16 protein-coding genes are annotated in these 18590 nt (G+C 46.2%); 12 read left to right on the forward strand and 4 right to left on the reverse strand.

Going from position 1 to position 18590, the window contains the following annotated elements; translation table 11 throughout:
• The first annotated feature begins 68 nt into the window (after positions 1 to 68).
• The 7 genes from ABCM67_RS01435 (at position 69) to ABCM67_RS01465 (ending at position 8448) form a co-directional block, all read left to right on the forward strand.
• A complete protein-coding gene (locus ABCM67_RS01435) occupies positions 69 to 290 on the forward strand; it encodes a hypothetical protein (RefSeq protein ID WP_021652279.1) in 222 nt (73 codons plus the stop codon).
• 183 nt (positions 291 to 473) lie between these two features.
• Positions 474 to 1592 (forward strand): Mbeg1-like protein, encoded by a 1119-nt coding sequence (locus tag ABCM67_RS01440; RefSeq protein WP_129974540.1) that lies wholly within the window; start codon positions 474 to 476, stop codon positions 1590 to 1592.
• A 53-nt stretch (positions 1593 to 1645) separates the two neighbouring features.
• Positions 1646 to 2941: a homoserine dehydrogenase gene (locus ABCM67_RS01445; RefSeq protein WP_092069668.1), complete on the forward strand. Its 1296-nt coding sequence runs from the start codon at positions 1646 to 1648 to the stop codon at positions 2939 to 2941.
• A gap of 211 nt (positions 2942 to 3152) precedes the next feature.
• Complete coding sequence (gpmI, locus tag ABCM67_RS01450) at positions 3153 to 4694, forward strand: 2,3-bisphosphoglycerate-independent phosphoglycerate mutase (protein ID WP_015527007.1); 1542 nt, start codon at positions 3153 to 3155, stop codon at positions 4692 to 4694.
• 257 nt (positions 4695 to 4951) lie between these two features.
• Positions 4952 to 6304, forward strand: coding sequence for an MATE family efflux transporter (locus tag ABCM67_RS01455; protein ID WP_015527008.1), 1353 nt, complete (start codon positions 4952 to 4954; stop codon positions 6302 to 6304).
• Between the two features lie 127 nt (positions 6305 to 6431).
• A complete protein-coding gene (locus ABCM67_RS01460) occupies positions 6432 to 8066 on the forward strand; it encodes a L,D-transpeptidase family protein (protein ID WP_021652284.1) in 1635 nt (544 codons plus the stop codon).
• Positions 8067 to 8148: 82 nt separating this feature from the next.
• Complete coding sequence (locus ABCM67_RS01465; RefSeq protein ID WP_015527011.1) at positions 8149 to 8448, forward strand: DUF3784 domain-containing protein; 300 nt, start codon at positions 8149 to 8151, stop codon at positions 8446 to 8448.
• Between the two features lie 106 nt (positions 8449 to 8554).
• Here ABCM67_RS01465 and ABCM67_RS01470 read toward each other — a convergent pair whose 3' ends face one another.
• Together ABCM67_RS01470 and ABCM67_RS01475 are read right to left on the reverse strand one after the other, a co-directional pair.
• Positions 8555 to 9919, reverse strand: coding sequence for an MATE family efflux transporter (locus ABCM67_RS01470; RefSeq protein ID WP_342992436.1), 1365 nt, complete (start codon positions 9917 to 9919; stop codon positions 8555 to 8557).
• On the reverse strand, positions 9916 to 10536 hold the full coding sequence (locus ABCM67_RS01475) for an HAD family hydrolase (RefSeq protein ID WP_059085367.1): 621 nt from the start codon (positions 10534 to 10536) through the stop codon (positions 9916 to 9918). The genes ABCM67_RS01470 and ABCM67_RS01475 overlap by 4 nt, the downstream gene beginning before the upstream one ends.
• A 302-nt stretch (positions 10537 to 10838) precedes the next feature.
• On the opposite strand from ABCM67_RS01475, the gene sfsA reads away from it, so the two are divergent.
• The 3 genes from sfsA to ABCM67_RS01490 are packed head-to-tail and all read left to right on the forward strand — an operon-like array spanning position 10839 to position 13600.
• The gene (gene sfsA, locus ABCM67_RS01480; RefSeq protein WP_022426438.1) at positions 10839 to 11519 is read left to right on the forward strand and encodes a DNA/RNA nuclease SfsA; all 681 of its coding nucleotides are present in this window, start codon (positions 10839 to 10841) and stop codon (positions 11517 to 11519) included.
• A 12-nt stretch (positions 11520 to 11531) separates the two neighbouring features.
• A complete protein-coding gene (gene mutY, locus ABCM67_RS01485) occupies positions 11532 to 12587 on the forward strand; it encodes an A/G-specific adenine glycosylase (protein WP_022426439.1) in 1056 nt (351 codons plus the stop codon).
• Positions 12584 to 13600 carry a glycosyltransferase gene (locus ABCM67_RS01490; protein WP_021652289.1) on the forward strand — a complete coding sequence of 339 codons (1017 nt, stop codon included), beginning with the start codon at positions 12584 to 12586 and terminating at the stop codon, positions 13598 to 13600. The genes mutY and ABCM67_RS01490 overlap by 4 nt, the downstream gene beginning before the upstream one ends.
• Positions 13601 to 13625: 25 nt before the next feature.
• Here the strand turns inward: ABCM67_RS01490 and ABCM67_RS01495 are convergent, their stop codons facing one another.
• The gene (locus ABCM67_RS01495; protein WP_021652290.1) at positions 13626 to 14315 is read right to left on the reverse strand and encodes a phosphatase PAP2 family protein; all 690 of its coding nucleotides are present in this window, start codon (positions 14313 to 14315) and stop codon (positions 13626 to 13628) included.
• Between the two features lie 73 nt (positions 14316 to 14388).
• Positions 14389 to 15321 carry a diacylglycerol kinase family protein gene (locus tag ABCM67_RS01500; protein ID WP_118752573.1) on the reverse strand — a complete coding sequence of 311 codons (933 nt, stop codon included), beginning with the start codon at positions 15319 to 15321 and terminating at the stop codon, positions 14389 to 14391.
• 180 nt (positions 15322 to 15501) lie between these two features.
• Here ABCM67_RS01500 and ABCM67_RS01505 point away from each other — a divergent pair, with 180 nt between their 5' ends.
• Together ABCM67_RS01505 and ABCM67_RS01510 are read left to right on the forward strand one after the other, a co-directional pair.
• Positions 15502 to 16176, forward strand: a complete 675-nt coding sequence (locus ABCM67_RS01505) for a response regulator transcription factor (protein ID WP_021652293.1) — start codon at positions 15502 to 15504, stop codon at positions 16174 to 16176.
• 153 nt (positions 16177 to 16329) lie between these two features.
• Complete coding sequence (locus ABCM67_RS01510; protein WP_110102540.1) at positions 16330 to 18525, forward strand: DNA topoisomerase III; 2196 nt, start codon at positions 16330 to 16332, stop codon at positions 18523 to 18525.
• The last annotated feature ends 65 nt before the right edge of the window (positions 18526 to 18590 follow it).

The following is an 18590-nucleotide window of genomic DNA, read 5'->3' on the forward strand; positions in this document are numbered from 1 at the left end:
TCTTATTATGAAGGTAAAATTGGAATCACAACAGTGTCCTTATATAGACACTACAGAAAGGAGAAGCAATGAGGAAGTTTTTTAAAATCTTAATTTCAGTGGTGATCACACTGTATTTTTCAGCTACCATGTTCTACTGCTTTGTGGCAGGAACACCGGATGACGGAAAAGGGGCAGTGATCTATATGATGTCAGCAGCAGGCCTGTCGATACTGTTTCCGGCTTTTACCTGCGGCTGCATTCATTACATCCTTTATCTCAGAAAAAAAATGGATGAAAGGAGCAAATGATCAGGATTTATGGTATGATAACAATAAATATCTGGCAGGGTATGTCGTTTCAGAAAACGGTTATCTGATAACGGCAGAAACGCATCAGATGGCTGTGCTGTGATGCAGCCGTTACGTATTATAATAGAAAGAAAGCCTGCAGCTGTGCGTAAGACGCTTATATGATCATTTGCGGAGGATTTTATGGGGAATATTCTGGATTATCTTGACTGGAGAGGAGATCTTACCTTTGAGCAGTCACCCTTTAATGAAGTTGACAATCTGATACTGGCGTGTTTTTCCTATCTTGATCTGGATGAGAGGGCAGAAGTAAAAAACGGAAATACTCTTTCTGTAGAAGAACTCTTTGCGGCTTTTTCCAGACGGGAAATGAAGAAGGATCTGAAAGCAGAAAGCGCCTTTCTGCAGAATACACCGATGCTCCTTGAAAAAATGGCCTGTGCGGAGAGATTCCGGAAATGTACAGTAGGGGGCTTTGTCAATGAAATCCTTTCCAGTCAGGCTCAGCAGTTTGCGGCAGTGACTATAGGACTGGATGATGGAACCACATATATTTCCTTTCGGGGAACCGATGATACCATTGTGGGATGGAAGGAGGATTTTAACTTAAGCAACGGAGTTGTTCCTTCGCACAGAAAGGCGTTGGGATATCTGGAAACGCATGGAACTTATATACAGTCCATGCTGCGGATCGGCGGTCATTCCAAAGGAGGAAATCTGGCTATGTATGCAGCGATGCAGTGCAGTGACATCCTGCAGGAAAAGCTTCTTTCTGTCTATGATAATGATGGCCCGGGTTTCCCGGAAGGATTTTTCAGTCCCGGAAGAGTGGAAAGGGTTTTGCCAAAAGTCACTCGTATCATTCCCGAGGCATCTGTGATCGGTATGCTGCTCAGCCACCAGAAAGATCCGCGGATCGTAGCCAGTACACAGAAGGGGATCCTGCAGCATGATGCTTTTACCTGGGAGGTAATGGGGCCATCCTTTATAGAGAAAGAAAGTTTGACAAGAAGAGCTGCGGCGTCAGATCGAAGTCTTCATAAATGGATCGACCATATGGATGAAAAACAGAGAGAGCATCTCATCGGGGAACTCTTTTCTGTGTTGGAAGCAACCGGAGCAGATACCATTTCCCAAATCCAGGAAGGTGGTCTGAAAAGTCTGGCTGCCATGGTGCGCCAGCTGGATAAACTGGATCCACAGTCAAAAGCTATGGTGCAGGAACTGATCACCGGACTTTTTGGCAGCTGGCTGGAATTACTTCCTCTGCCGGAACTTGACAAAAAGCGTTTTCTGCCATAACATAGGAGTTACTCTGATAAAAATTGGAAAAAACGGAAAGGGGACATCAGAAAATGAGCGAAAAAGTCGTAAATGCGGCCCTTCTTGGTCTCGGAACAGTAGGAACCGGTGTATATAAAGTGATCAAAAGCCAGGAGCAGGAAATGACAGCCAAGCTTGGATGCCAGGTAAAGATCACAAAGATCCTGGTGCGTAACCTAGAGAAAGCGTCCGGGAAGGTAGACGATCCTTCTGTTCTTACAACAGACTGGGCAGATATTGAGGGAGATCCTTCCATTGATATTGTGATCGAGCTGATCGGCGGGATCGAGCCGGCACGTACTTATATCCTTGCAGCACTGAAAGTCGGCAAGAACGTTGTAACTGCAAACAAGGATCTGATCGCAGTCCACGGAAAAGAGATCCTGGAAACTGCCAGGGCAGCGCAGAAGGATTTTCTGTTTGAGGCAGCAGTTGCCGGAGGAATCCCGATCATCAGCCCGTTGAAGAACAGTCTTGAGGCCAACCATGTAACGGAAGTTATGGGAATCGTAAACGGAACTACGAACTTTATCCTTACCAAGATGTCCCAGGAGGGAATGGAATTTTCAGATGCTCTTGCTCTTGCTACAGAACTTGGATATGCAGAGGCAGATCCTACTGCAGATATCGAGGGAATTGATGCTGGAAGAAAGGTTGCCATCCTTGCATCAGTTGCCTTTAATTCCAGAGTTACCCTTGATAATGTTCATATAGAAGGAATCACAAAGATCACGGCAAAGGATATCCGTTACGCAAAAGAAATGGGTTGCGAGATCAAGCTTCTGGGTGTTGCACGCTGTCAGGAGGACGGCGTTGAGGCCTATGTCTGCCCGATGCTGATCCCGGCAGAGCATCCCCTTGCATCCGTCAATGATTCTTATAATGCGGTTTTTGTACACGGAGATGCAGTAGGAGATACCATGTTCTACGGACGTGGAGCAGGTGAGCTTCCTACAGCAAGTGCGGTTGCCGGTGATGTATTTGAGGTAGTCCGTAATATGAAGGCAGATTGCTGCGGAAGAGTAGGCTGCACCTGCTATAAGACACTTCCGGTAAAAGATATGGCAGATACCCATAACCGTTATTTCCTCCGCCTGCAGGTAGAGGACCGCTGCGGTGTGCTGGCTGAAATCCTGGAGCATTTTGCAAAATATCAGGCAAGCGTGGCACAGATCATGCAGAAAGAAAGCAAGAGACCGGATACCGCAGAGGTTGTTGTGATCACCAAACTTGTAAGCGAGGGCGCTTTCTTTAAGGTTAAGGAAGAACTGGAAAACAGCGCATCTGTAAGAAAGATTTCTTCTATGATCCGTGTATACCAGAAATAATATCTTTCGCGTAAATTTACAGATCAGCCGTATCAGTTGTCAGGAAATTGAAAACAGACAAATTTTTGTCAAAGAAAACGTTGCAAAATTTCTGGATTTTGGTACTATATAAAATGGAAAACAAAAGAATCCTGAATGGTACAGAGGGTTTCAGAATCAGTGAAGAGCTGTGCCGGACAGATTTTCGATCAAAGATAAGAAGGGGAAAATTATGAGCAAAAAACCAACAGTTTTAATGATCCTTGATGGATACGGACTCAATGACAGACATGACGGAAATGCTGTATATGAGGCAAAAACACCGGTTATGGACGGACTCATGAAAGATTATCCGTTTGTAAAAGGCAATGCCAGCGGTCTTGCGGTAGGTCTTCCGGACGGACAGATGGGTAACTCCGAGGTTGGTCATATGAACATGGGCGCAGGCCGTATCGTATACCAGGAGCTTACAAGGATCACAAAAGAGATCCAGGACGGCGATTTCTTCAAGAATGAGGCACTTCTTTCTGCTATGAAGAATGCAAAAGACAACGATTCCGCGATTCATTTTATGGGACTTCTTTCTGACGGTGGCGTACACAGCCACAATACACATCTCTACGGACTTCTTGAGATGGCAAAGAGAGAGGGACTCAAGAAAGTTTACGTACACTGCTTCCTGGATGGACGTGACACACCGCCTGCATCCGGTAAAGAGTTTGTAGAGCAGCTGGAAGCTAAAATGAAAGAGATCGGCGTTGGTGAGATCGGTGTGATCTCCGGACGTTATTATGCAATGGATCGTGATAACCGCTGGGATCGTGTTGAGCTTGCATATAAAGCTCTTACACAGGGCGAAGGCGTAAAGGGAACAGATGCTGCAGCAGCAGTTCAGGCTTCCTATGATGATGACAAGACAGATGAATTTGTGCTTCCGACTGTTATCGAGAAGGACGGCAAACCGGTTGCAACTATTTCCGATAAGGATTCCGTTGTATTCTTCAACTTCCGTCCGGACCGTGCAAGAGAGATCACAAGAGCTTTCTGTGATGACGATTTTAAGGGCTTTGAGAGAGCAAAGAGACTGGATACCACATTCGTATGCTTCACAGAGTATGATGATACCATCCAGAACAAGCTGGTAGCATTCCACAAGGTTCTTCTTCACAATACCTTCGGTGAGTACCTTGCAGCTCACGATATGACACAGGCACGTATCGCCGAGACAGAGAAATATGCACATGTTACATTCTTCTTCAACGGTGGTGTTGAGGAACCAAACAAAGGAGAGGACAGAATCCTTGTAAAATCCCCGAAGGTTCCGACCTACGATATGCAGCCGGAGATGAGTGCACCGGAGGTTTGCGAGAAGCTTGTAGAGGCGATCAAATCTGACAAATATGATGTGATCATCATCAACTTTGCGAACCCGGATATGGTTGGCCATACAGGTGTTGAGGCAGCTGCGATCAAGGCTGTTGAGACTGTTGATGCGTGTGTTGGTAAGGCTGTAGAGGCAATCAAAGAGGTTGACGGACAGCTCTTTATCTGCGCTGACCATGGTAACGCAGAGCAGCTTGTAAATTATGAAACAGGTGAGCCATGGACAGCTCATACAACTAACCCGGTACCGTTTATCCTTGTAAACGCAGATCCGAAATACACACTTCGTGAGAACGGATGTCTTGCAGATATCGTTCCGACTCTGATCCAGCTTATGGGTATGGAGCAGCCGAAGGAAATGACAGGAGAGTCTCTTCTTGTTGAGAAATAAATAAGCTTCACGGAATCCCGGCAGATTTTTACGGATCTGCCGGGATTTTTTCATCCGATTGTTTCTGTTTCCACACATGAAAAAAATTTTCAAAATCATCTTGTAAAATCATTCCATTTCAACTATAATCCCTCTGATACATAAAAACAGGTAACTTTTGAGCAACTGTAAAGTTACAGAAAGAATAATAAAAAGAATAACAAAAAGCAGCACAAAGTTTATGAACGATCAAATTAAATGGGGGGAAAAAAGATTTCATGAAAACAGACATGACACAGGGAAAACCGGTAAAAGTGCTCCTGGGATTTACGATCCCGGTATTTATTGGTAATGTATTTCAGCAGTTCTACAATATGGTAGATGCGGTGGTTGTAGGAAAATTTGTAGGAACAAAGGCACTGGCGGCAGTTGGCTCAACAGGAACTATCATCTTTTTGATCATAGGCTTTCTTCTGGGACTTACTGCCGGTTTTACCGTACTGACTGCACAGAAGTACGGTGCGGGAAAAATGGATGAGATGCGTCAGACCGTGGGAAATGCACTGATCCTGACAGCGCTGGTCTCGGCAGTGATGACAGCAGTCAGCATGACAGGTATGCATGCACTTCTGAAATTTATGCATACGCCGGATGATATTTTCAAGGATGCATATGCTTACGTTATGATCATCTGCGGAGGGATTTTTGCCCAGGCATTATATAATATCCTGGCCAGTATCCTCCGTGCACTGGGAAACAGTAAGGTACCACTGTATTTTCTGATCTTATCTGCAATGCTGAATATTGTGCTTGACCTTGTATTTATCATCGTGTTTAAGCTGGGAGCACCTGGAGCAGCCTGGGCTACCATTATTTCCCAGGGAGTTTCAGGAGTCTTATGTCTGGTATATATCTGGAAGTTTGTGCCGGAGCTCCGTATGAAAAAAGAAGACTGGTATTTTAGACGTAACCTCGCAGCCAAGCAGATCGGTGTGGGAATCCCAATGGGACTGCAGTATTCCATTACGGCGATCGGAACCATGATGGTACAGTCAGCCTTAAATATGCTTGGCTCTTATGCGGTGGCGGCGTTTACAGCAGGAAGTAAGATCGAGCAGATCTTCACCCAGGCATATGTGGCACAGGGAACTGCCAGCGCTACCTACAATGCACAGAATATCGGAGCCGGAAAGCTTGAGAGAGTGCGGGAAGGCTTCCGGGCTTCGCATTTTATAGGAATTGTATATTCTGTTGTTGTTGGCAGTTTTCTGTTCTTTGCGGGAAAATATTTCGCATATCTGTTTATCTCAGATAACATTGAAGAAGTGCTTCCTATGGTAGCAATCTATGTAAAATGTGTGGCACTGTTTTTTATTCCTCTGTATTTTGTCAATGTACTGCGAAACGGGATCCAGGGAATGGGATATGGTCTTCTTCCTATGATGGCCGGTGTAGCTGAGCTTGCAGGAAGAGGGATCACCGCTACCATTGCAGCCGGAAAAAGTAGCTATATCGGTACCTGTCTTGCAAGTCCGGTGGCCTGGATCTTTGCGTCAGTGCTCCTTTGGGTAATGTACGTCTATGTTATGAAAGATATGGCGCGGAAGCTGTACGGTACAAATAAGTTATAAAAAAACCGTGAAATGAGATGCAATTTCCGGAAAGTATGATATAATGAAAAAGCTGGTGAGTAAGACCAGAAAGTATCAATGGAAAGATGCCTTTTTTGAAGGCACATGAACATAGAGGTGAATAAATATGAGCAACGATGAAAAGAGGGATATCGAGGACAGGATCAATGATGCCATGGCAAAAATCGTCAGTGATACTGCAGGAGAGCCTCAGCCTGAAAATAAAAATAACAGATCAGCTGCTCACAAGTCGGCAAGACCTTCGAAATCAGCAAGGCCAAGGAAGATCACCTACGTACCTATCGATGAATCTGAATTTGAACCTATCGTTATACCCGAAAAGAAAAAGCATAAGGCACTGAAGGTGACCGGAATGATCGCCGCCATGGTTTTGGTAGTGGCAGGCTGTGCATATGCAGGAGTATCTTATTATTACACCAGTCATTTCTTTGAGGGCACAACGATTAACGGGATCGACAGCTCCAACAGGACTGCATATGAGGTTGAGCAGGAGATCGCAAAAAAAATGGAAGGCTATTCCATCCAGGTAAAGGCCAGAGATCAGGAACCGCAGACTATAGAAGGAACGGATATCAGTTATCGTTATATATCCAGTGGTGAAGTTCTGAAGCTTTTGAAAGCGCAGAAGCCCTATGAATGGGTGAGAGGATTTTTTGAAAAGACGACTTACACAGCCAGTGAGCAGACAGCTTTTGACAAGTCAAAGCTGGAGTCAGAAGTGAAAGCACTGAACTGTGCCCAGAAAGAGAATCAGGTAGCACCGGAGAATGCGTACGTAAGCTTTAATGATTCCGAGTTTACGATCGTGCCGGAGACAGTGGGAAGTGAACTGAAGGTAAAAGAAGCCTATCAGATGATCAGTGATGCTATCAGCAGCGATGACGGGGAAGTAGATCTTGGCAGTAACCCGGATGCTTATGTGAAAGCAGATGTGACCAGCGACAGTGCAGATCTGCAGGCAACGGTGGATGCATATAATAACTTTGCGAGGGCAAGCATCACCTACACATTTGGAGATGAGACAGTAACACTTGATGGAAGCACCATCAAGAACTGGCTGCAGTTTGACGAAAAGGGCCAGCTGATCCAGGATGATGCATCCTTCAAACAGCATATCGTGGATTATGTGGCACAGCTTGCAGCGGATCATGATACAGTAGGTACAGAGCGTCAGTTCCAGACAACAAGCGGAAGAACTGTTTCGGTTTCCGGTTCTGCATATGGCTGGAAGATCGATCAGGACGGAGAGGTGGCACAGCTTACCCAGGAGATCCAGTCCGGAGCTCAGACGACCAGAGAGCCGGTTTATTCCATGAGAGCCAATTCTTATGGTGTGAATGATCTGGGAAATACCTACATTGAAGTGGACCTTACAGAACAGTATATGTGGTATTATCAGGATGGAAATGTGATCTTTGAATCAGATATCGTATCCGGACTTGCAAGTGATCCCAAGAGAAAAACACCTCCTGGAATCTTCACCTTGTACTATAAGAAGAGCCCGGATGTGTTACGTGGCACCAAGAAACCAGACGGAACCTATTCCTATGAACAGCCGGTAACCTACTGGATGCCGTTTAACGGAGGCATTGGATTCCATGATGCAGACTGGCAGCCGTATTTTGGAGGCGATCGGTATCTAACCGGAGGTTCCCACGGCTGTATCAATATGCCGCCGGATAAAGCGGGAGAGCTTTACAACATTATCCAGTATAATGTTCCGATCGTCTGTTTCTATTGATCGGATCTGTAGTCAAAAAACAAACAGGAGCCAGCCGGTGATCCGGTGTGTGGCTCCTGTTCTTTAGCAGGAGGAAAATATTATGTTTGATCAGTCATTCAGCTTTATACTTACAATCGCAGCACTGGTAGTAGGATTTATGCTTTTTACCGGACACGGTTCCTTTTTTATGAAAGGCGGAAACACACAGGCCAGAGCCCAGAAGTATGATGAGAAAAAAATGGAAAAGGTTTCAGGAATCTGTCTGATACTTATCGGAGTGGCTACAGGAGTTGACGCATTTACCACAAGTGTAGCAGCAAAGATCGCCTATGTAGTAATTCTGTTTGTGATACTTGCGGTATTTCTGTTTGTACTCAGAACAAAATGTATCAAAAAATGATCAGAAGTATCAGAACTATCCTTTAGGTAAAAAAGCAGAACTCCCCGTGAAACGGTAACCTGTCTGATCAGGCTCCGGTATCCGCGGGGAGTTTTTCTGTCTGTATTTAGTTTAATTTCGTTCGGCTGGTCTGCCGGAATGTCAGAGTAAAGATGATTCCCTTTACGATAGAAGTAAGGGAAAGTGCCCACCAGATACCATTAAGTCCCATTCCCGCATGAGTCAGCAGCATGGCAAGCGGGATTCTGGCCCCTGTCAGGATAATACTGATGATACTGCAGAGCTTGGTCATACCAAGGCCGGACAGTGCACCGATGGTCATCAGCTCAATGGCCATGAAAGCCTCACAGAAGCCGATGATGATCAGGTAATTTACAGAAATCCCAAGGGATTCCGGATCATGGAAAAACAGTCCGGAGATCGGGCGTGGGAGCAGCACAAAGGCTGCAGTTATGATAAGGCCCCAGATTGTCAGGATACCAAAGGAAATACGGTAGCCCTGGCGGATGCGGTCGTATTTTTTTGCACCGAAATTCTGTGCGGTAAAAGCATTTAAGGCAGAGGCAAAGCCGTCCGCGGTGTTCCAGGAAACGGATTCGATCTGTCCGCCCACACGCTGGACAGCAATGGCAGCAGCACCGAAGGCGGAAACCATTCTGGTCAGTACCATGGAGATCATACAGTAGAGCATGCTCTGGATAGCGGTTGGAAAACCAATGCGGAAGATATTTTTATAAAATTTTCCCGGAAAACGTGAAAAAAGATGAAGTTCACGAAGTACATTTGTTTCCAGCCCGGAAGTAAAGATCCGGAAAACCAGCACTGCAAAAACCAGAAACTGTGCAGTTACTGTGGCAATGGCAGCACCTAACGTTTCAAGCCGTGGAAAAGGTCCAATTCCAAGGATCAGGAGCGGATCCAGGAGCATATTTCCCACAAGTCCAAGAAAATTGGCCATCAGCGGAGATCTGGAATCTCCCTGGGCTGTAAAAAGTCCGGTGAGAGTCAGGTTCAGGAAGGAAAAAATGATTAGTCCGCAGGTGATCAGCATATAAGATCTGGCAGAAGAATATGCTTCCGGGTCTGTCAGATTAAAAAATCCGATCAGAGGATCAAGAAATATAATACTTGCTGCAGAAAATAAGAGACCGAAGAGAATGGTCATCTGCAGGGCACTGGCCGCGTAGGAACGTGCCTCTTTATAATCCTTCCGGCCGCAGGATTGTGCGGTGTTTACCTGTCCGCCCATTCGTGGAAGGGCTACCAGTCCCTGGGAAAGCCACACATACATGCCGCCCACACCGACACCGGCAACTGCCTTGGAGCCCAGAAGCCCGATCCAGGCCATGTCTGTGATATTATAGGCAGTTCCAAGAAGGGAAGATGCCATGATAGGAAGAGCAAGCTCTGAAAGCGTTTTCAGGATCGGACCGGAAGTAAGGTCTATGGATTTTGATTTTTTCATACTCATCTGCATATCTCCGTAAGGTCAAAAGGCCTGGTGATCCGGTAATCCGGTTTATCCACCTGACCGAAACCGTATTCAGCAAAGATAAAAGGAACTCCTGCTTTCCGGCAGGCATTAAAGTCTCCTATAGTATCACCGATATAAACCGGATCGGAAAGATTATTATTCTCGCGGATCTTCATGATATTTTCCGCTTTGGCCATGCCGGTGTCACCGGGACAGAGATGGCCCTTGAAATAGTGTCCGAAGCCTGTGGATTTCAGGAACACTTCAATATATCCGGCCTGGCAGTTACTGACGATAAAAAGAGGAAAACGGCTGGAAAGAATCTTCAGTGTTTCCTCAAGATCCGGATACAGCGGAGCACATTTGCGAAGCAGTGCCTCGTGCTCTGCCTGGCAGCAGCCGTCGATGATACGAAGCTGTTCTGCTTCCGGAAGCTCAGGGAAAAGAGCCTTTGCGATATCCGGCAGCAGCTGGCCGAAAAGCCCCATCAGTCGTTTGGCACTTACGTCGGTATCCATGTGCTCCGTATGGATAAGGTAATCACTCCAGGCCTCAGCTACGATTCCGGTGGAATCCCAGAGCGTACCGTCAACATCAAAAATAATACTGTCCATCAGAAAAACCTCCCAAAAAAACTATGATATGTAAAAAAAGCAACCCTTTGTACTGTACATAGTACAAAAAAGTTACTGTTCACTCCGTTCTCAGCAATACGCTTCGCGATGCACAGAATTTATGCTAATCGCATAAATTCGCGCGGTATGTTTCGGGTTTTCTGTGACCTTCGCTCACAAAAAACACCTCGCGGAATATTACCAGTGAACAGTTATCAAAATAATTCTATATGAGAAAAGAAAAAAAAGCAACTGCGCTTTTGAAGATTTTATGTTATAGTAAGGGTTACGAGGGAAAAACTATGAATTATAAGAATACGATCAGAGGTATATTCAAAGACAGGCCTAACCGTTTTATCGCTCATGTGCAGATCGGGGATCAGCTGGAAACGGTCCATGTGAAGAATACAGGCAGATGCCGGGAACTTCTTGTTCCGGAAGCAGAAGTGATCCTGGAAAAGAGTGATAATCCTGCCAGGAAAACGAAATACGATCTGATCAGTGTGAACAAGGAGGGCCGCTGGATCAATATGGATTCCCAGGCCCCAAATAAAGCAGCAGAAGAGTGGGTGGCGGCCGGAAATCTTTTTCCGGAGAAAGTGACTGTCAGGAGAGAAAAGACATACGGAAATTCCCGTTTTGACCTGTATGTGGAATCCGGGAAGCGAAAGGCTTTTATCGAGGTAAAAGGCGTCACTCTGGAAGAAAATAATATCGTGCGTTTTCCGGACGCACCTACAGAACGGGGGATCAAGCATCTTTGTGAGCTGATGCATGCAGCAGCTGACGGCTATGAGGCGTATCTTCTTTTGGTGATCCAGATGAAGGGTGTAAGGTATTTTGAACCAAATCGGGAGACACATCCGGAATTTGGAGAAACACTTAAGGCGGCAGCAGATGCCGGTGTTCACATCCTGGCCTATGACTGTGTTGTCACGGAAGATTCCATGAAGATATGTGATCCGATACCGGTAAGATTATAGAAAGGAAACGATATGCCTGAAAACATTGCAGAACCCCTTCTGAAATGGTACGATAAAAACAAAAGGATCCTGCCCTGGAGAGATAAAGACAATGCCTATTATACCTGGGTATCTGAGATCATGCTCCAGCAGACCCGAGTGGAAGCGGTGAAACCTTATTTTCAGCGCTTTATCCAGGAACTTCCGGATGTAGCAGCCCTTGCGGCGGCACCGGAAGAGAGGATCATCAAGCTGTGGGAAGGCCTTGGCTATTACAGCCGTGTCCGCAACATGCAGAAAGCGGCTGTTCAGGTCATGGAAGAATATGGAGGCAGGATCCCTGAGGATTTTGAGACACTTCTCTCGTTAAAAGGAATAGGAAGATATACGGCAGGTGCCATTGCGTCCATTGCCTACGGAAAGAAAGTCCCTGCAGTAGATGGAAATGTGTTGCGGGTATACGCAAGACTCACCGAAAACCGTGGAGATATCATGAAACAGTCTGTACGGAAATCGGTGGAAAATGATCTTACAGAGCAGATGTCTGAGGACAGACCAGGGGATTTCAACCAGGCTATGATGGAGCTGGGAGCTGTAGTCTGTGTTCCAAACGGAGCAGCAAAGTGCGAAGAATGCCCGTTGGGGCATTTTTGCCTTGCCAGAAAGCATGGAACTGTAGAAGAACTTCCCGTAAAAGCACCGAAGAAAGCCCGCACCATAGAACAGCGAACGGTCCTTGTGATCCAGGACGGAGCAGGCACAGCGATCCGTAAACGTCCGGATACAGGACTTCTGGCAGGCCTTTATGAGCTTCCAAATGTGGAAGGACATCTGACGGAGAAGGCGGCACTTGCCCGGGTAAAAGCCATGGGGCTGGAACCACTGCGGATCGAAGCACTGCCGGATGCGAAGCACATTTTTTCCCATATTGAATGGAGGATGTGTGCTTATCGTATCGCTGTATCCTCTCTGGAAGAAGCACCGCAGGGGGAGTTCCTGTTTGTGGATAAGAGAGAATCCGATAAAAAATATGCAATACCATCTGCGTTTCGCGCATACACCAGATATATGAAGGAGGAAAACACATGAAACTTTTGAGCGTAGCAATACCATGCTATAATTCAGAGGCTTATATGTCAAAATGCATCAATTCCCTGCTGATCGGAGGAGAGGAAGTAGAGATCATCATTGTAGATGATGGCTCCAGTGACCGTACTGCCGAGATCGCAGATGATTATGCCGAGAAATATCCAACTATCGTAAAAGCCATACATCAGGAAAATGGCGGCCATGGACAGGCAGTCAACACAGGGATCAAAAACGCAACAGGACTTTATTTCAAGGTTGTGGACAGTGATGACTGGGTAAATCAGGATGCCTACTATGAGGTCCTGAAAACACTTTATGAACTGATACGTGGGGCTGAGACCGTGGATCTTCTCATCAGTAATTTCGTTTATGAGAAGCAGGGAGCTACCCGCAAAAAGGTCATGCAGTACAGACACTGTTTTCCGACAAACCAGATTTTCGGATGGGATGAGGTACGCCACATGAAAAAAGGCCAGTATCTCCTTATGCATTCCATGATATACCGTACAAAACTTCTCCATGACTGTGGAATGGAGCTTCCGAAGCATACGTTCTACGTAGATAACCTGTTTGCGTTTGAGCCGCTTCCCTATGTAAAAAATCTCTATTATCTGGATGTAAATTTCTATCGATATTTTATTGGAAGAGATGATCAGTCTGTCAATGAGAAAGTGATGATCAAGCGTATCGATCAGCAGATCCGTGTAAACAAACTGATGGTGGACGCCTATCTGAAGGCTAATGTGAGCAACCGCAGACTTCGTGCTTATATGTTCAGCTATCTGGATATCATCACAACCGTTTCTTCGATCATGCTGGTAAGAGCTGCAACGCAGGAATGCCTGGATAAAAAACAGGAGCTGCAGGATTACATCAAAGATCAGAATATGGGACTGTACCGGAAGCTTCGGAGAAGTCTCTTCGGAAGGGTGTCCAATCTTCCCGGAAGAGGTGGAAGAAAGATGTTTGTGGCAGCCTATAAGATCTGTCAGAAGTTTTATGGATTTAATTAAAAAAAAGCCCCCAACGGGGCTTTTTTTATAAATTCTGTTCCGGCTTCTTCTTGCGCATATGAGATAGGGAGCGCTGTTCCTCGTAATCCTCCACTCTCTGTGGATAGAACAGGAGATGTCCGAACAGTGCCAGTGTGGTACCAAGACATACATCGATCACGGAGTGCTGCTTGATAAACATGGTGGACAGGATGATCAGAACAGAAAGGATCAGGGCTCCTCGCTGAAGCCATTTCCTGTCTTTCAGTGCCTGGCAGTGATGAATGGCAAAATAAACAGCCAGGGAATTAAATACATGGATACTTGGCAGGATGTTGGTGGGAGTATCTGTCCGATAGAGCTCGGCCACCAGTCGTGTAAAGATGTTGCTTCTGGGGAATACCGCAGGGCGGAGATACTGAACGTTCGGATAGATGTAGGAAACAACAAGGAAAACCGTCATTCCCATCATCAGGTTGAAGATCAGCTGGAAATATTCCTTTTTATTCTTATTGCGAAACAGGAAATACACAACCGTTATTACCACATATGGAAACCATAAAAGGTACGGAATAATAAAAATCTCGCAGAACGGGATCATATCATCAAAAACAGTATGTACAACATGGTAGGCTCGTACAGGCCGCTGCTCCAGATATCCAAACAGGATAAGATAGGCAACGAAATAGATTGCTATGATAAAACCGTGCCTGTATTTTTTTATTTTACTCAACATTTTGCCGCTCCTTTTCTTGAGGTATGGCTGATGTCAGCCTTAAGCTTCTTTTTTGTTAAGTATCTACCTGCTACTATAACACAGGCATTATGATTTTTAAAGGTTTCTTTTCAATGGTCACAGAAAATTCACGCTGGATTCCGCCGGATTCTCCGTCTTTATGCACAGGAAGGGAATGGTCACTTGTAATATGTACGTTCCTGCACTGTAAAATATGTACACCGCGAATGCGGGTATGTTTTCCCCAGAGAGCGCTCGGCAGGCAGAACAGCATTTTCAGCTTGGAGATTCCTTCAATAACGATCACATCCAGTAAACCATCCTCCGGACTGGCGTTTGGACAGAATTTAAAGCCTCCGCCTTCATATTTCTGGTTCATTACAGCCGCAAACCAAGTCCTGCTGAAGGTTTGTGGCTTGTTCCCGTCAAGTGTTATCGTGACCGGGGACGGAGTAAGGAAGAGAAATTGCTTCAGTGCCACCATAAGGTAGATGAGTTTACCCATATGGAGACGGTTGAGAAATTTTTTGCCAGGTGTGATCAGGACTTCCTGACAGATTGCCGCATCGTAGCCCATTCCTGCACTGATGCCGAAACGGTAGGAATGGCTGCCAAGGTGGAGAACAGGAACATCCATGAAAATGGTCCGTCTGTTTTCAAGGATAGAGCGAAGCGCTTCAAAAGGATCAAAGGGCAGGCCCATACTGCGGCAGAAATCGTTGCCGGACCCGACCGGGATAAATCCGAAAACAACCGAAGACAGATCAATGATCCCGGTAAGTACTTCGTAAATAGTGCCGTCACCGCCTACTGTTACCAGAGTTACCGGATCCTCCGGTGTTCCGGCGGCACTGATCCTCTGTGCCAGTACTGTGGCGTGTCCCACATATTCTGTGAGAAAATACTGATATGAGATCCCCTGACTTTCCATGATGCTGCGAAGCCGGTTCCAGACATTACGTCCCTCACCGGATCTTGAATTGGGATTCACAATAAAAGAATACATAATAAAAAACCTCCAAACAACTCTCTGCTTTATCATAACATTGACGTTCGGCTTTTACAAATTAAAATTTCTTAAGGATTTCTATATTTTACATAAACTTAACCTTTTTTCTATGTTGGATTTTACGAATGCACTTTATACTTGCACGTATCAGATGAAAAATGAAGCTGGAGGAAAATTATGATATATCTTGTGGAAGATGATGAAAGTATCCGTGAACTTGTTGTATATACATTAAACAGTCAGGGTCTGGAGGCACAGGGTTTTGAACGGCCATCACTTTTCTGGAAAGCGCTGGAAAAAGAACTGCCTTCACTGGTGCTTCTGGACATTATGCTTCCGGAGGAAGACGGACTGTCTATTTTAAAAAAAATCCGTATCCGTCCGGATGTGCGGAAACTTCCGGTGATCATGCTTACTGCAAAAGGAAGTGAGTTTGATACCGTGGTAGGTCTGGACAGCGGTGCAGATGATTACATTCCGAAGCCGTTCCGCATGATGGAGCTAATCTCCAGGGTACGTGCCCTTCTTCGGAGATCAGAGGACAATGGCGCAGAGGAGTATCGTATGGAAAATCTTTATGTATGTCCGGGAAGACATGAGGTAACTGTTGATCAGGAGCCTGTGAATCTGACACTGAAAGAATACGAGATGCTTTGTCTCCTTCTGAAAAACAGTGGTACGGTTCTTTCCAGAACACAGCTTTTAAATCAGATCTGGGGATATGAATTCGACGGGGAGAGCAGAACCGTAGATGTACATATCCGTACCCTTCGCCAGAAGCTTGGACCGGCAGGAGATCTGGTGGAAACCGTTCGTGGAGTGGGCTATAAGATCAGCGGAAAATGTGCATGAACAGCTGCTGAGAGTAATATGAAAGTAAAGAGCATTTCGACGGAAAAAGGCTTCGGCCCTTTTCTGGACGAAGTGCTTTTTTCATGCTATAATAGTTGAACCCCGGAGCTCTGAAAAACAGGCTCCAAAGAGTAAGAGGTGAAAGAAAAAAATATGAAATCATTAGTAATTGCGGAGAAGCCATCCGTTGCCAGAGACATTGCCAGAGTCCTCCACTGCAGTCAGAAGGGGAACGGAACCCTGGAAGGAAAAGACTATGTAGTGACCTGGGCCCTGGGACATCTGGTAACACTGGCAGATCCGGAAGAATACGATAAAAAATATACCAAATGGGAGCTTTCTACGCTCCCCATGATGCCGGAGAAAATGAAACTGGTGGTGATACGCCAGACCTCCAGGCAGTACAATGCGGTGAAAACCCAGCTTTACAGGAAAGATATTGGGGAGATCATCATTGCCACAGATGCCGGACGTGAGGGAGAACTGGTAGCAAGGTGGATCCTTGCAAAGGCAGACTGCCATAAGCCTATTAAGCGTCTGTGGATCTCGTCCGTAACGGACAAAGCGATCCGTGACGGCTTTGCCCACCTTAAAAACGGCCATGATTATGATGATCTTTACCGTGCGGCACAGGCCAGGGCGGAGGCGGACTGGCTGGTGGGAATGAACGGGACCAGAGCACTGACCTGTAAATATAATGCCCAGCTTTCCTGCGGACGTGTGCAGACCCCCACCCTTGCCATGATCGCAAGAAGAGAGCAGGAGATCCGGGAATTTAAGCCGGAGGATTATTACGGGATCACTCTGCAGGCGGGAAATGTACGCTGGACCTGGCGTGACGGAAAAAGCGGAAGCCTCCGCACCTTTAAGAAGGAGCGTGCCCAGGAGATCCAGACAAAGGCAGGAAAAAGCAGCCTTACCATAACAAAGGTTTCCAGAAAGCCGAAGAAGACCTATGCGCCGGGGCTTTATGACCTGACCACTCTTCAGAGAGAAGCCAATCAGAAATACGGCTTTTCTGCAAAGGAAACTCTGAATATCATGCAGAGGCTCTACGAGAATCACAAGGTCCTTACCTACCCAAGAACGGATTCCAGATATATAGGAAAAGATGTAGTTCCTACCATTAAAGAGCGTCTTCAGGCATGCGGGACAGGTCCTTATCGGAAACTTGCCGGTGTACTGGCCAATAAACCAATCCAGACCAGTGCTGGCTTTGTGGATGACAAAAAAGTCAGTGACCATCATGCCATCATTCCTACAGAACAGTTTGTACAGCTGGATCATATGACCAACGAGGAACGAAAGATTTACGATATGGTAGTACGCCGTTTCCTGAGCGTGCTGTATCCGCCGGCTGTATATGAGCTGGTAAGCATGGAAGGAACTGCAGCAGGAGAAACTTTCGCTGCAAGCGGACGTATTGTAAAAAGTGCCGGATGGAGAGAAGTCTATGAAGGCGGCTGGCAGGATGAGGATGAAGAGGAATCCGGTGATAAGCTGAAAGACCAGAAGCTTCCGGAGCTTACGGAAGGTCAGATACTTACTGTGGAAGGATCAGCTCTTACAGCAGGCAAAACAAAACCACCGGCCAGATTTACAGAGGCCACACTTCTTGGTGCCATGGAAAATCCGGTTCATTTTATGGAAAGCCACGACAAAAAAGCGGCAAAAACCCTTGGTGAGACCGGTGGACTTGGAACGGTAGCCACAAGAGCGGACATCATCGAGAAGCTTTTCAACAGCTTTATGATGGAAAAAAGAGGCAATGAGATCTACATTACCTCCAAGGCGAAACAGCTTCTGGAGCTGGTTCCGGAAGAACTGAAAAAGCCGGAGCTTACCGCAGACTGGGAGATGAAGCTCAGTGATATTGCAAACGGAAAGCTCCGTCAGGATAAATTCCTCACAGGGATTCGTAAATATGCCTGTGAGATCGTAGATGAGATCAAAGGCGGACAGGGAACCTTCCGCCATGACAATATGACAAACAAGAAGTGCCCTAACTGCGGCAAACATCTTCTGGCAGTCAACGGAAAGAATGCCAAAATGCTGGTGTGCGAGGACCGGGAATGCGGATACAGAGAGACAGTATCCAGGACCACCAATGCGCGCTGTCCGAAATGCCATAAGCGTATGGAGATGCTTCTGAAGGGAAAAGAAGAGACCTTTGTATGTCAGTGCGGCTATAAAGAAAAGCTTTCATCCTTCCAGGCAAGACGAGCCAAAGAGGGTGCAGGTGTGAATAAGCGTGATGTGCAGCGTTATCTTAAGAAACAGCAGAAAGAGGCCAATGAGCCGGTGAACAATGCATTTGCGCAGGCGTTGTCAGGAATTAAACTGGATTAAATAAATTGCCTGTCCAGATATCCGGGGTTCGGATGAGCGGAGGACCGGATGCAGATACGTCGGTC

The sequence above is a fragment of the Blautia sp. 2227st1_G12_2227SCRN_220401 genome, assembly GCF_039062885.1.
GTDB lineage: Bacteria > Bacillota > Clostridia > Lachnospirales > Lachnospiraceae > Blautia_A > Blautia_A fusiformis.